The 13999-nt window shown below is 60.7% G+C and carries 13 protein-coding genes; 10 read left to right on the top strand and 3 right to left on the bottom strand.

The features are described 5' to 3' along the window. Positions 1-79: 79 nt before the first annotated feature. From NGR01S_RS28150 to NGR01S_RS32945, 3 genes are read right to left on the bottom strand one after another with little or no spacing between them, the layout of a single operon-like run. On the bottom strand, positions 80-274 hold the full coding sequence (locus NGR01S_RS28150) for a hypothetical protein (RefSeq protein ID WP_063042148.1): 195 nt from the start codon (positions 272-274) through the stop codon (positions 80-82). Positions 275-279: 5 nt separating this feature from the next. Then, positions 280-501 (bottom strand): hypothetical protein, encoded by a 222-nt coding sequence (locus tag NGR01S_RS31280; RefSeq protein WP_156511142.1) that lies wholly within the window; start codon positions 499-501, stop codon positions 280-282. Further along, positions 498-629, bottom strand: coding sequence for a hypothetical protein (locus tag NGR01S_RS32945; protein ID WP_281179814.1), 132 nt, complete (start codon positions 627-629; stop codon positions 498-500). Before NGR01S_RS32945 ends, NGR01S_RS31280 begins: the two co-directional genes overlap by 4 nt. Positions 630-1840: 1211 nt before the next feature. Between NGR01S_RS32945 and NGR01S_RS28145 the strand changes: the two genes are divergently transcribed. From NGR01S_RS28145 to NGR01S_RS31270, 10 genes are all read left to right on the top strand, one after another. After that, the gene (locus NGR01S_RS28145; protein ID WP_169811983.1) at positions 1841-3304 is read left to right on the top strand and encodes a recombinase family protein; all 1464 of its coding nucleotides are present in this window, start codon (positions 1841-1843) and stop codon (positions 3302-3304) included. Positions 3305-4023: 719 nt separating this feature from the next. Further along, positions 4024-4653: a cutinase family protein gene (locus tag NGR01S_RS28140; protein ID WP_063042144.1), complete on the top strand. Its 630-nt coding sequence runs from the start codon at positions 4024-4026 to the stop codon at positions 4651-4653. A gap of 287 nt (positions 4654-4940) precedes the next feature. Further along, positions 4941-5240 (top strand): phage fiber-tail adaptor protein, encoded by a 300-nt coding sequence (locus NGR01S_RS28130; RefSeq protein ID WP_063042140.1) that lies wholly within the window; start codon positions 4941-4943, stop codon positions 5238-5240. 1 nt (position 5241) lies between these two features. After that, positions 5242-5826, top strand: coding sequence for a hypothetical protein (locus NGR01S_RS28125; RefSeq protein WP_063042138.1), 585 nt, complete (start codon positions 5242-5244; stop codon positions 5824-5826). A 25-nt stretch (positions 5827-5851) separates the two neighbouring features. Next, positions 5852-7171, top strand: a complete 1320-nt coding sequence (locus NGR01S_RS28115) for a hypothetical protein (RefSeq protein WP_156511141.1) — start codon at positions 5852-5854, stop codon at positions 7169-7171. 276 nt (positions 7172-7447) lie between these two features. Beyond that, positions 7448-9010 (top strand): terminase large subunit domain-containing protein, encoded by a 1563-nt coding sequence (locus tag NGR01S_RS28110; RefSeq protein WP_157107472.1) that lies wholly within the window; start codon positions 7448-7450, stop codon positions 9008-9010. 9 nt (positions 9011-9019) lie between these two features. Next, positions 9020-10582 carry a phage portal protein gene (locus NGR01S_RS28105; RefSeq protein WP_063042130.1) on the top strand — a complete coding sequence of 521 codons (1563 nt, stop codon included), beginning with the start codon at positions 9020-9022 and terminating at the stop codon, positions 10580-10582. After that, positions 10582-11379 carry an HNH endonuclease signature motif containing protein gene (locus tag NGR01S_RS31275; RefSeq protein ID WP_156511128.1) on the top strand — a complete coding sequence of 266 codons (798 nt, stop codon included), beginning with the start codon at positions 10582-10584 and terminating at the stop codon, positions 11377-11379. Before NGR01S_RS28105 ends, NGR01S_RS31275 begins: the two co-directional genes overlap by 1 nt. Beyond that, entirely contained in the window at positions 11360-13642 is a 2283-nt protein-coding gene (locus tag NGR01S_RS28095) for a phage major capsid protein (RefSeq protein WP_084481780.1), read from the top strand. The genes NGR01S_RS31275 and NGR01S_RS28095 overlap by 20 nt, the downstream gene beginning before the upstream one ends. A 141-nt stretch (positions 13643-13783) precedes the next feature. After that, complete coding sequence (locus NGR01S_RS31270; RefSeq protein ID WP_156511130.1) at positions 13784-13975, top strand: hypothetical protein; 192 nt, start codon at positions 13784-13786, stop codon at positions 13973-13975. The last annotated feature ends 24 nt before the right edge of the window (positions 13976-13999 follow it).

Here is a 13999-nt window from a genome sequence, read left to right as displayed (position 1 = left end):
AAGTGGTTTGTTAGGGACAACCATACGACGTAGTGGCTGACCTGCGGTAGAGATTTCGGTAACAGCGAGATAACGATTCTCAGGCTTCCTGGTGGCCGTAGTCCCAGATGTCGGCAGACTCAACACCCATGCCGGATGTATAGAACTCGTGGGCAGCGAAATCATGCCGTGAGCAGCCGAAGTATTCGACAGACTCGATTGCGGTAACGATGTCGACCACCGACGGTGCTGTCAGTTCGGGGTGAGCTTTCACGATCTCCGCAAAGGCGCTCATGCCTGTCACTTCTCCTCTTCGTAGTAGCCCAGCAGCGGCGCGAACTGGTCCCAGAACGGCCCGGCCGGAAGGCGCATGTACAGCGGTGCGGTAGGCGCGTCGGACCGGAAGCACGGCATATCCTCCATGCAGAGTCGGCCCGGTGCTGTTTCGTAGGACTGTGCATTGGCTACCGCTCCTACGATGAGGCCGAATGCCAGGGCGAACCCGATGAGTGTGCGCCTCACTTCTTACCCTCTCGCCGAGCGGCCATACGCGCCTTGTTGAGTTCGATCAACCGCTCCTTCTCCGCCTTGGTGAGATTCGGCTTCTTGATCAGCATCATCAGCTCCCGGTCCCGCTCCTGCGCGTTCATGTCCTCGTCTCCTTCGGTGGGGTGAACTTGTTGATATCCATAGTGCGCCCACCGTGTGCCAATGTCAACCCACAACGCAAAGATTCTCAAAACTTTTTTCGAGCATGACTTGTAAATGAACCGTGCGCACGCAATACAGTACCGACGTGCCAATGTCAACTCTTCGCTCGGGAGAGGTCGATTCCCATGGCCGCTGAACTGGGCGAATCTACGGAGATTGATTCTTACGGCTCCCCCAATACGGCAACCCCCGAACGGCCGGCCGATCCACCAGCGTGGCAATTAGCGGTCAATACAGCCCCCAGGAAAGCCGGCATATAGGGACCTGCAGTGGGCCGCCCTGATGGAAGCCCCATACGGCCGGCACAGAGGAGAGCTCTATATGTACCTATGTATGTACTAGTCATATATGTACTGATGTATGTACCACTACTGCTATGTACCTAGCTATGTATTACTAGTGTTGTACTCATATATGTATCAACAAGAATAGTATTGATATATGTACCAATCAACTATGTATTGATCCATGCACCACTACACAACTGCACACTCGTACACACATCGATACATAACACAGAACAAAACAAATGCATTGAACGAATCGCAATCGCAAATGCATTCAGTTGATCGATGAACTGACAAATGAGAATTGCAATCCATTCACGCAATCCGAATGCAGTTGCCATTGCCCCACTTGCGAGCACCCATCCACCCCAGCGCCGGCGCCACGTACCGAGCATGAGCCCTTAGCCTTGCCCACCCCTGGTCGCTGGCCGATCACCCATGTCTGTGCACAACACAAACCATTCGGTCTCAATGAATAATTATGCAGTTAACGGCATAGGACGTGTGGGCTCGCCGGCGACGGATTGCATACCCCACCACCGTATTGGGGTAGGGGGGGGATATACCTCCCGGGGGTAAGTCGGCCGGCTAGAGGACCCCGCCTCCGACCATTTCCCCCTCTAACGAAAAACTCCCAAAATAGCCCTCTGACCTGCACGTTTGCTGCGATGAGTACCAGCACACCGTCAACTCCCACCGTTTTTGGGGCCAATCATGTATTGTCGGTCGCCGATCGGCGGGTACCCCCACCCATAAATCCCGCCGACACCCACATACCCCCCCTGATTTTCGAGGAGCTTTTCAGTGGCCCGGAATTCTATGCATAAACGGCGGAGTTTTATGCACGGCGGATTGAGGTAATCGTGCGCGCAGTGATCTATGCCCGGGTGTCGCAGGATGCCGCCGGCCTGGGCAAGTCGGTCGCACGCCAGATCGATTACTGCAAGAACGTCGTCGGTCAACATCCAGACTGGACGCTCGGGCCGGTCATCAAGGACGACGCGATCAGCGCTTCCCGCTACGGCACCAAGGACCGGCCGGGCTATCGCCAATTGCTCGGGGAACTCCGCGAGGGCGACGTCCTGGTCATCTGGGAATCAAGCCGCGCATCCCGAAAGCTGGCCGAGTTCGTGGCGCTGCGGGATCTCTGTGAAACCCTCGGGATCCTTCTGTGCGCCGGTGGCCAGGTGCTGGATCTGTCGAAACCGAACGACCGCCTCCAGGCCGGCTTCCGCGCACTTCTGTCCGAGTTCGAGTCCGATCAGCTCGCTCAGCGTGTCCTGGACGGTATGGAGTCGAACTTCCAGGCGGGCAAGCCGCACAACTCGACACGGCCGCCTTTCGGGTATCGCGTGATCACCAATGAACAGGGAACGCCCACGACCCGCCAGGCACCGGACGGACGGACATTGTGGTGGGAGCATCACCCCGCGCAGGCCGCAGCACTTCAGGAGTTCGCCGAGCGCCTACTGGACGGAGAGACGGTGCTGGCGCTGACCTGGGATATGTACAACAGGGGCTTCACCGACCGTAACGGCAACCGAGCCCCGTCGAATGTCTGGGTTCGGCGACTGCTCAACCCGGTCATGGCCGGCGAGATGGTCCGGCGCAGGCAGGCAACCGGGGCAGTGGGCGGCTGGGAGCCGATATTCGACCGGGAGACCCACGCCAGGCTCGTGGCCTGCCTGCGCAATCCCTCCCGGCGCACGATGAGAGGTACCACTCCCCGCTGGCTGTTGTCCGGGATCGCGAAGTGCAATTGCGGCAGCATCGTGCGCAGGAAGGCGCGGTCCAGCAACGGGGAGTCCTACTACGTCTGCCGGCTCGACACCCGCCTCAAGGTCGACGCTCAGCACACCACCGCCAGCTGCGAACTCGTGGACTCGGTGGTGGAGGCGCAGCTGCTGAAGGCGTTCCGAGACAACTCGACATGGGAGGTGGTGCTCTCTCGCGTGCAAGGATCCGGCGATGATTCAGCAAGACTGCTCGCCGATGCTCGGGCCAAGGAGGAATATCTCCAGTCCTATATCGACGCCGCCGCCGACCCCTCTTCTGGTATTACGCCGCAGACCCTGGGACAACTGGAGGCCAAGCTCCGCCCCGAGATCGAAGATCTGCGCGCCAGAGCCGGTGCTGGTGCCGCGCCTTTACCTCCTGCTGCCCAGAAGATATTCACCTCCGCCGACCGCGAACAGGTGTGGGCGGATCTGACCGTGGCCGACAAAAAGGCTCTGATCCGACTCCTTTTCGACGTTCAAATCATGCCGGTCGGGCGTGGAAAAGTGCGGGGTCTGGACAGCATCAAAGTCAAATGGAGGACAGTGTAACGCGGTGCGTGATATGCTTACGCCGAGCGGGTTGTAACTCATTCCGGCGACGGAGATTCAAAATCGCAGACCGCTCAGAAACTAGCTCCCCATCATCCTCCGGGATTGGTGGGGATTTTCTTTGCCCATAATTGAATAGCCCGGGAGGTCGCTTGAAGACCTGTTCCCGATGCAAACAAGAGCTTCCTCTAGATGCGTTCTCGATTCGTAGAGCTCGTAGCGACGGCCGGCAGTCCTATTGCCGACAATGCAGCAGGGCATACGCCGCCGAGCACTACCGAGCCGATAAGCCCCAGTACTACGCCCGGAACAAGACGACACGCGAGAAGATAACCGAGCTGATCCGGGAATTCAAAACCTCGAACCCGTGCACGGACTGCGGTGTCTTCTACCCGTTTTACGTCATGGATTTCGACCATCTACCTCAGTACGAGAAGCTCTTCGAACTCAGCCGAGCGCCCAGATGCGGCAGCCTCACGGCAGTCCAGGAAGAGATGGCCAAGTGCGACCTGGTCTGCGCCAACTGCCATCGAGTCCGAACCTTCACCAGAGCGGCCTGACCGCCCCCCTAACCGTCCATCTGTCGTAGCGCTGCGCTCCAGGTGGACAGCCGACCCACGTCCCAATCTCCAGCGGCCCCGCATTTAACGGTGGGTTTCGGCGGGTGAGCTGCTCGGGACGTGGGTCGGCTTTGTCTTCGCCGGAAGTGGGTCTCCCTCATGAAGCGCATCATGGCCCTGGTCGCCTCTCTCGTCACCACTGCCGCCCTGACCCTTCCGGCTGCGACTGCTGCGCCGGCGTCTGCGGATGCATGTGGGGACACCTGGTCCATCGTTGTCGGCGGGCTTCAGGTCAGCCTCGACACGGGCAGCTGGGCGCAGGACTCGACCTACCTCACCGGGGATCAGCGCGTCGGCTATAACACCCTGGATCCTCGCGGCGGCGTGCGGGAGCTGGATCGGCTGATCGCCAAGCATCGCGCCGAATGTCCGAGCGACCACATCAAGCTCATGGGCCATTCGATGGGTGCGGCGATCGTCCACCACTGGGTCAGCACCCACAACGGCTTCGGCAATGTCAGTGCGATCCTCCTCTCCGACCCGAAGCGCAAGGCGAACGGCAGAGGCTTCGACGGCCTTTCCGGCTGGGGCGAATTCCTCGGCCAGCCGCTCGGCGGGGTCGATGACAACTTCGGCGATATCCCGGTCCTGACCATCTGCAACCGCGCGGACGTGATCTGTAGCAACGGCCTGGACTGGCGCGGCTACCTCTTCACCGGAGCGCATGCCAGCTACGACGGCAACGCGGACAACTACAGCGACTCGGCCGCCGGCAACTGGTTCCGCTGATGGCCACGCCAGGGCGCAATGACGCTGAATGGCGGGCACTTCACGCGCGACTCCGCAGGACACTCCCCCCGATCTGCCATTTGTGCGGCGAGGATATCGACCTCCGGCTGTCCGGACGGGATCCCTGGGGTTGGACCCTCGATCACGTTATCCCGCTGTCGGAGCGGCCGGACCTGGCGAATGTCGAGTCGAACTTGAAACCCGCGCACCGCAGACATAACGAAGAGCGCGGCACCGGAGCCCCCTACTCGAAAACCACCAAGTATTCACAGAAGTGGGGGTAGGTCGTGGCCGACGAATACACGAAGAAGTCCGACAGCAAGCTGGATTACATCTTCGACTGGCAGGACTGGCTTGCCGCGCACGCCGGCGGAGATCAGATCAGCACCTCCGAGTGGTCTACCTCTCCCGCCGACTCCGAAATCGATATCGAGTCCACGCCCGCTACCAAAACGGCTGTCACTACCACGGTCTGGATCGCCGGCGGCCTGGTTGGGCAGAAATACAAAGTCTTCAACAAAATCACCACTGTGGGCGGTCGCATCGAAACCCGGTGGATACTACTGAGAATCTCCGAGGTGCAGTGATATGAATACCGACAGCATCAAGTGGTGGCCGACTGTCACTGTCACGAAATACAACGAGGACACCGTCCGGGATATGGCCCGCTTCCTCGAAAAGGACATCCACACCGTCTGCCAGGCCGATATCGATTACCTGACCCGCGAGCACAGCCTGACCCCCGACGAGGTTCTGGTCCGCGAGGGCAACTCGATGGTCACCACTGGTACGACTCGCGTGGCCGAGCTGATCTGCAAGGAGTCGGTCAACGGCTTCAGCGCGATCAACGGCGGCATCGGTGTCGGCACCAGCACCACGGCAACCACGGCCGGCATGACATCGCTTCAGGGCACCTCCTATTACCAGGGGCTCGCCGGCACGCCCGATACGACCGGGAACACCATCTCGGCCAACTCGCTCTTCGCTGCGGGGGTGGCGAGCCATGCGTGGCAGGAGTGGTGCCTGTTCATCTCCGGCGGCACGATCGTCCCCGGCACCAACTTCGCTACCGCGACCGCTTCTGGCGTGATGTTGAACCGCGCTGTCCAGGATCTCGGCACCAAGGGCTCAGGCGCTGCATGGACTCTGGCGGCTTCAGTCACCATCTCCTGACCCTTGCGGCCGGTAGGAGGTCCAGATGGCGACACCGGCATTCGTAGCTCAGGTCACCGGAACCAGGAACTCCGACGCAACCAGCACTGCGGTCACTCCGCCTTCGGCGTCGACCGGAGACCTGCTGCTTGTACTGTTCTCCACGGCGGACACCTGCAACATCTCGACCGCGTCTTCGGGCTGGACTGTCGTCGGCGAGGTTGACCCCTCCGGATCCACTCTCGGCGTCCTCGCAGGCATACAGGGAACAGCAGCCGCGCTCACGGTCGCACAGTCGGTCTCCGGCCATGCCGCCTGGGTCGCTATGTCGTTCTCGGGCTGGTCTGGCAATCCGGCTCACATCGAGATGACCACCGCGACCGCGTCGACGACCGGCGACCGCAATCCACCCCCGATCACTCCATCCATGGGGCAGCTCGACTACATGTATGTCGCTGCTACGGCGGTCGAGTTCGGTCGAGTGTGCGATAGCGGGCCCACGGGCTGGTCGGGCTTCACCTCGTACAACTGCGGCGGCTCCGGGGCTGCAACCCACGTCGGCTTCGCTGTTGCCTACCTTGGAACCACTGCCTCTACGTCGGTGGACCCCAGCTCGTTCATCGGTAGCAGTGGCACGCAGACCGGCGCCTGGGGTGCTATCACTCTCGCTATCCCGCCCGAGCTGGCTGTCCCGAAAACGGCTTCACCCGATCAGGTCTCTCTGGCCGACTCCGCCGCGATTCGCATGACCGCCAGCCCGGATGCTATCGCGCTAACCGACACCGCCTCGGTCACTGCTTCGGTGCCGGCTGCGGCGGACTCGGCAACTATCAGCGACGGCACGGCTTCGGTCAGGGTCATCGCGGCGGCCGACACGATCTCGATCACAGAGAATCCGATCGACCAGCTCACGGTCACTGCGGCCGACGCCGCCACCCTCGCCGAAGCCACCCCGGGCATCTCGTTTGCCGCGCTTCCGGATGCAATGGCGTTGGCCGAATCCGCACTGGTGACCAACCTGGTTATCCCGGCGCCGGACAGCCTGTCGATCACAGAGAACCCGGCCGAAGTCATCGAGGTCAAATACGTCACCGATGTCGTCACCCTGGTTGATTCGATCGACTCCCTGACTGCCGATATGTCAGCGCAGGACGAGATCCACCTGGCCGACGAGCTCGACATGATCGGCGTAGCCGGCTCGGACTCGATCGCACTTCTCGACCGCGCATTTGCCTTTGGGGATGGTCTCCGGGTGCAAGGAGCGCGAGTTCACTGGATCCAGCCCGAGCAGCGCATCTTCCACCCCAACGTCGTCAACCGCGTCAACGTCATCTTGGCGGAGAGGCGCACGCTGAAGGTGAGGTGAGCGTGACCGAGGAGCACAAGTCATTTACCGAGGTCATCAGCGAAGGCGACACCCGCAATTCCCTCCTGGCTCTCCGCGATTACGTGGCGCACGAGTTGCAGGGCAATCGCTGTAAAGCCTGCCAGATGAGCCAGCTGCGCACGGGTGATACAGCAGCGCTCGTACTCAGGCTGCAAAAGATCATCGAAGACATCGAGAAACTCCGGCCGCCGGCCAACTCTGAAGGCGAAGCGGGGGTGACCGATCTTGCCTCCATTCGTAACCGACGTGCCGCTGATGGGCGATCAGTACCCGCGAATCCTGACAACGCCCGACTCGGCACTCAGAATGCCCCACGACGTCAAGGTGGTAGACAGCCGCGCTTTAGAGGCGATCGATCTAGCTAGCCTCGCCGGCCTCGAACTGGATCCTTGGCAGTGCCTGGTCCTGGAGCAGATGCTCGCGGTCCGGGAAGAAACCTACTGGGACGAAATCAACGGCCGGGAGGAGAACCGCTGGGCCGCCTTCGAGTTCGGTTTGGTCGTCGCACGCCAGAACGGCAAGGGCAGCATTCTCGAAGCGCGAGAGCTGGCCGGACTCTTCCTGTTTGGCGAGAAAACGATCATCCACTCAGCCCACTTGTTCGACACCTCGCACAAGCATTTTGAGCGCATCGCCCATCTGATCGAGCACACGCCGGAACTGGCCGCCGAGGTCATGAGCATCTCCCGGTCGCACGGCAAGGAGGGCATCTTCCTTAGGAACGGCCAAGAGCTGCTGTTCAAGGCCAGGAGCAAAGGCGGCGCCCGAGGGTTCTCCTGCGATCTGCTGGTTTTCGACGAGGCGATGATGAACCTTGACAGCCCGGTCGTCGAAGCAGCCCTGCCGACAGTCTCGTCCCGGCCGAATGCTCAGGTTCTCTACACGGGCAGTGCCGGCACCGAGGAATCCGAGCACTTCGGCCGTGCACGCAACCGCGCCTTGAAGGTTCTGAGTGGCGAAAAGGTCGAGACCCGCTTCGGTTTCATGGAGTGGTCTGCCGAGCTGTGCGACGACGATTGCCTGCCGGACTGCACCGAGCACGACGACCCGGATGATCCGAAGACCTGGGCCAAGGCCAACCCCGCGATGGGATTCCGCCCCGGCCTGACCGAAGAGTACATCCGCGAGACCGAGAAGCCGGCCATGAGCCCCACGGGCTTTGCGAAAGAGCGCCTCTCGGTCGGCCCCTGGCCCGCTGAGGGTGGCGGCTGGCGCGTCATTCCGGAAACGCCATGGAAGAGCGCCAAGAACGAGGGCTCTGAGCTGGTCGGCAAATTCTGCCTGGCCATCGATTCCGCTCCCGAGGCTGCCTGGTCCTGCATCTCCGCAGTGGGCGGCAACTCCGACGAGATGGTCCATGTCGAGATCACCGGCATCGAAGGCGCTGCGATCGACTACCGGCCCGGCATCAAGTGGGTCATCCCCCGCGTGGAAGCGATCTGGAAGGCTGCTCGGCCCGCGTTCGTAGTGCTCGATCCAGCCTCCCCCGCCGGCGCGCTGAAAGAAGAGCTCGAATCCAAGGGCATCAAGGTCGAAACGCTGACCAGCCGTGAATTCGCGCAAGCCTGCGGAGACTTCAAGACCGCTGTTGCTCCGAAGCAGGGCGACGGCAAACCCACACTCGTCCACCTGGATCAGGTCCCGCTGAATACCGCAGTCGCCGGCGCTGACAAGAAACCCGTTGTCGATCTCTGGATCTGGTCCCGGGCCGAATCGGTTGGCGATGTCACCCCGTTGCGCTGCGTCACTCTTGGCTACTGGGGCTACAAGCAGCACATCTTCCAGAAGAAATCGAAGCCCTGGGGTTTCTACGCCTAAAGGAGCGAAATGAAGCTATGGCCGCTCTTTGGGCGCAAAAAGCCCGTCGAGGAAGCTCGCGACAGAGAACTCACCATCGATCAGTGGGCAACACAGGCGCACAGCTTGTTTCCGTTCGGCGGGTATGGAAATCCGGATCCCAAAGTCGAGAAGATCGACAACGACTTCCCTGCGTATGTCAATTCGGCGTACAAGTCCAGCGGCGTTGTTTTTGCGTGCTGCGAGGCCAGGCGGTCAATCTTCTCCGAGGTCAGGTTCGCCTATCAGCGCATGGACAGGGAACGCCCCGGAGATATCGAGCCCGGCAAGGGCAAATTGGACGTCCTCGAAGAGCCCTGGGAAAACGGCACAACCGGCGATCTGCTGTCCCGCGCTATCCAGGATGTCGACATGGCCGGCAACCATTACGCCGTCCGCGAAGATCGCCCCGGAAAGCCTCCACGTATTCGCCGGCTGCGTCCGGATTGGGTGGAAATCATCCTCACGGGCGACCCGACGATGGACCCGGAAGTCAACATCTGGGGTTACATCTACAAACCGGGAAACACGCAGGATAAGAAGAAGTGGAAGGTCTACCCGGCTGACGGATCCAACGGCGCGATAGCCCACTGGGCGCCCATCCCGGATCCCGACGCGCAATTCCGTGGCATGTCCTGGATGACGCCCGTCCTGCCCGAGATCGTTGGCGACAAGGCTGCAAGTAAACACAAGAATAAGTTCTTCTCCAATGCGGCTACCCCGAACATCGCTGTCGCGCTCAAGGAAACGGTCTCCAAGGATGACTTCCAAGAGTTCGTTGCGGAGATGAACGGCAGCCACAAGGGCCTGGATAACGCCTACAAAACCCTCTATCTGGGCGGCGGGGCGGACGTCAAGGTCATTGGCGCGAACATGCAGCAGCTCGATTTCAAGAACGTCATCGGGGCTGGCGAGACTCGAATTGCCGCAGCGGCCCGGGTGCATCCGAGCATTGTTGGCCTTTCCGAAGGCATGGCCGGATCGAGCTTGAACGAAGGGAACTTCCAAGCGGCCAAAGATGCCTTCGCCTCGGGGACCATGAGGCCGCTTTGGCGTTCGTTGTGTGCCGCGTATTCCGTTCTTGTTGATATTCCGGCAGGCATGCGGCTCTTTTACGACGACCGCGAGATCGCATTTCTTCGCGATGACAAAGAGAAGCTGGCTCGCCTTGAGCAAATGGAAGCGACGACAATTAGCCGTTTGGTAATGCAAGGGTTTACTCCTGAATCCACCGTGGCGGCCGTTCTTGCGAAGGACTGGGATCTTCTCGAACATACCGGCCTTTATTCTGTCCAACTCCTCCCTCCAAACGTGTCGAATCCGGACCAGTGGGGTGATGCTAACAAAAATGGCGTCCTAGATGCCGAAGAGGGCGAGGGCGACGACAAAAAGCCGTCCGATGACAAAAACTCCGGTGGCGACAAAAAGGCGCACAGTAAGGCCAATAACAATCCAACTGGCTCCAAGCGAAAGCCGGTAGGTAGGCCGAAATCTGAATCCAAATCAAATGAATGGCTGAACGCCGTTAGTCGCGGTGTGGATTGGATTGACTAGTGACTCGGAAACTTGGGGAGATCTCTTGCGTCGACTGCGGTGTCGGATTTGCCTCAGGTAGCCCAAAAGCGAAGCGCTGCGGGGGCTGTCAGGCGGCATTCAAGGTTGAGTATCAACGCGAGTATAGAGCCAAGAATCGAGAAAAGATTCTCGACCAGAGGCGCCAGTATCGTGAGGCCAACAAGGATTTCATACGCGAAGGCCGACAGAGGCATTATGCGGCCAATCGCGATTCAATTCTCGATCGTCAGCGACAGTGGTACGAGGCTAACCGCGAGCAAGTATTGGCGCAGCAGCGAGAGTACGCAGAGGCGAACCAAGAGAGATTGACGGAGCGCCGCAAGAAGTACTACTCGGATAACCGAGAAGAAATTCTGAAGCGCTCGGAGGCGTACCGCGCAGCCAACCGCGAGTCGATCCTAGAGTCCAAGCGGAGATACCGCGAGGAAAATCCCGAATACTACAGGGACTATTGCAGGGAAAATCCGGACGTGGTCCGAGCGCGAAATGCCCGCCGTCGCGTACGGGTAGCGGTAAATATGACGGCCGAGGATCGAAAAGAGTCGGTCGAATACCGCAAAGTCCTCGCCGGTGATCCATGCAGTTACTGCGGCCAATTCTCCGACGAAATGCACGTAGACCATATCAAGCCTCTCGCTAAGGGCGGCACCGACCACTGGTGGAACCTCACTAATTCGTGTGCCACCTGCAACCTGCGGAAAAACGACAAGCCACTAATTGACTTCCTTGTCGTGCTCGCTGACGAAAGGGGCAAGGATGTTCAGCGAACGAACTAGGGACTTTGAATTCAGGTCCACGGCATCCGATGATCAGGCCGGAGATGGTCGCCTGGTTGGATATGCCACCGTCTTTGACCAGGACACCACCATTAACTCCTGGGAAGGTTCGTTTACGGAGCGCATGACAAAGGGCGCATTCCGTAAAACCCTCCAGGGTGGCCGCATGCCTGTGATGATGTTCGACCACGGCCGCTCGATTACGGTCCCTATCGGGGTCTACGAAATCGTCCGCGAAGACGACCATGGCCTTTATGTCGAGGGTCGCCTCTTTGACAACGATCTCGTGAAGCCGGTCCGGGATGCCATCGAAGGCGGCGCCATAAAAGGCATGAGCATTCGCATGGAGGTTGTGCGTGACGAATGGCGCGATAACGCTGGGAAACTCGTCAAGAAGGATGAGCTGTACAGGCTGCTGTATGAGCCCGGCGAACGCGGACCGCTTGCACGCACCATCAAGGAAATCAAGCTGAGCGAGGCAGGCCCGGTCACATTCCCCGCATATCAGGGCACATCAGTCGGCGTACGCAGCGCTGCCGAGCTCACGGACGAAGAGCGCCAGCTGGTAGTGGCCGAGTACCGCAAGACGATGCTCAAGACCGCCGAAGATCGCAGCGCCTCGGACCCCGAAGAGATTCGGAAATGGCTCGACGCAGAGGCGACTTTTCGCTGGCTCGAAGCTGAAAACCTCTTCCGCTGGCTCGAAGCCGAAAAGGCATTCCAGGCCACAGAAACTTCCCCAGAAAAGCGTGACGCCGCTCCCGAGAGCACCTCGCGCAGTGGGGCAACACCCGAAGACGACGCCGCCAGCAAAGGCACCTCGAAACGGGATTCCAAAGTAATTCAACCGAAAAGGACCAGAGCAATGACTCTGACTGAACTCCGTGAGCAGCTGGCGGCTATCGACGTTCGCCGTGCAGAACTCGACGAAGAGTACCGCGACGCCGAACTCCCCGAGACCGAAGCGCGTGAGTACGAAGAGCTGAAGGCCGACCGCCCGAAGATCGAGGCCCGGATCGCGGCTATCGAGGCTCGGATGGCCGAAATCGCCGATGCATCCGGCAGTGGTGCGACCGAGCGCGCGTTCGGGGCCCCGGGGGTCCACATCAAGAAGGACATCTACGACCTCAACGAGCTGCGGCAGTACACCCCGGACCAGCTCCGCGACAACGCCCAGCGCTCGATTGACGAGGCTCGCATGGGTGGACGTGGCCTGGTTTCCCAGGAGGATGCCAAGGCTGCCGCATCGGAGGCCCTGCTGGAGCTCGATGACGAGAACGGCTCGCTGGCCAAGCGCATGCTGATCACCGGCTCTCCGGTTTATGAGCGGGCGTGGGCTCAGGCTGTCGCGGCCGGCACTCCGCAGGTCGTCTTCGGCGATGAGGCCCGGACCCTGCTGCTCGGCACCGACAACAAGGGCGGCTTCGCGGTTCCCTATCAGCTGGATCCGACCGTCATCCTGACCACGGGCGCCGTGGTGGACCCGCTGCGGAGCATCTCTCGCGTGGAGCGCATCACCGGCAAGACCTGGCAGGGCATCACCAGCGCGGGTACCTCTGTGACCCGTTCTGCCGAGGCCAGCGAGGTCCCGCTGAACGACATGACCCTGGCACAGCCCGAGGTGGATACCATCCGCGTCACCGGCTACGTCAAGTTCTCCTACGAGCTGGCTGCGTCCTGGAACGCGCTGCGTGGTGAGATCACCCGGGCCCTGCTGGATGCGAAAGCTCGCGAAGAAGCCGGCGCCTTCATGAACGACGACGGGTCGACCGCGCTCAAGGCCAACGGCCTCCTGGGCACCATGCCCGGTGGAAGCATTATCGCGACTGCGGAGGATACCCTCACCGCTGCGAACATCTACGCCCTGGAAGACGCGCTCGACGACAAATACCTGGGTAACGCGAAGTTCATGGCGAATCGGGCCTTCTATAACCGGGTGCGGCAGTTCGCGACCACCGATGGACATTCCCTGTGGGAGCGGATCGGTGCGGGTCGGCCGGGTGAACTCCTGGGCTACGAGGCGCTGACCTCCACTGCGATGAGCAACGGAACGACCAACGGAACCAAACTCCTGATCCTGGGCGACTTCAGCAACTTCCTGATCGTCGACCGGATTGGCATGTCCATGGAGCTGATCCCCCAGGTCTTCGGCGCCAACCAGCGTCCGACCGCTCAGCGTGGCGTCCTGGCCGTGTGGTGGAACAACTCGCTGAACCTGGTTCCGGACGCCTTCCGGGTGCTGTCCTACACCAACGCCAGCTGATTCGAGCAGTAAGGAATTCGGGTTGGGTGGACCCGTTAAAGAGAGAGCAAACGCCCCAGGGCCTCTAGGTCGGGCGATTTTGTCGGTCCCACATGGCGCTCTCTGGCCCGAATTCCCCTGCTCCGTCAAGGAGTGATCACCATGTCCGCTACCTATGTGGCGAAAGAAACCTTCTGGCATAGCGGCGGCCTGGTGAATGCCGGTCAGCGCTTCCCCGAAGGCGATCCCATCATCTCCGGCCGCGAATGCCTCTTCACTGCCGAAGAGCCCGCAGTCGAGTCCAAGCCGGCTGCCCCGCGCAGAGGACGGCCTCCGAAGAACCTCCAGAAGTAGGTGAGCCATGGCCGACTTCGGCAC

Origin of the sequence: Nocardia grenadensis NBRC 108939, assembly GCF_001613445.1 — a bacterium.
Classification (GTDB): Bacteria; Actinomycetota; Actinomycetes; order Mycobacteriales; family Mycobacteriaceae; genus Nocardia; species Nocardia grenadensis.
Note: the sequence above shows the minus strand (reverse complement) of the source record. Positions and strands in the feature narration are given on the sequence as shown.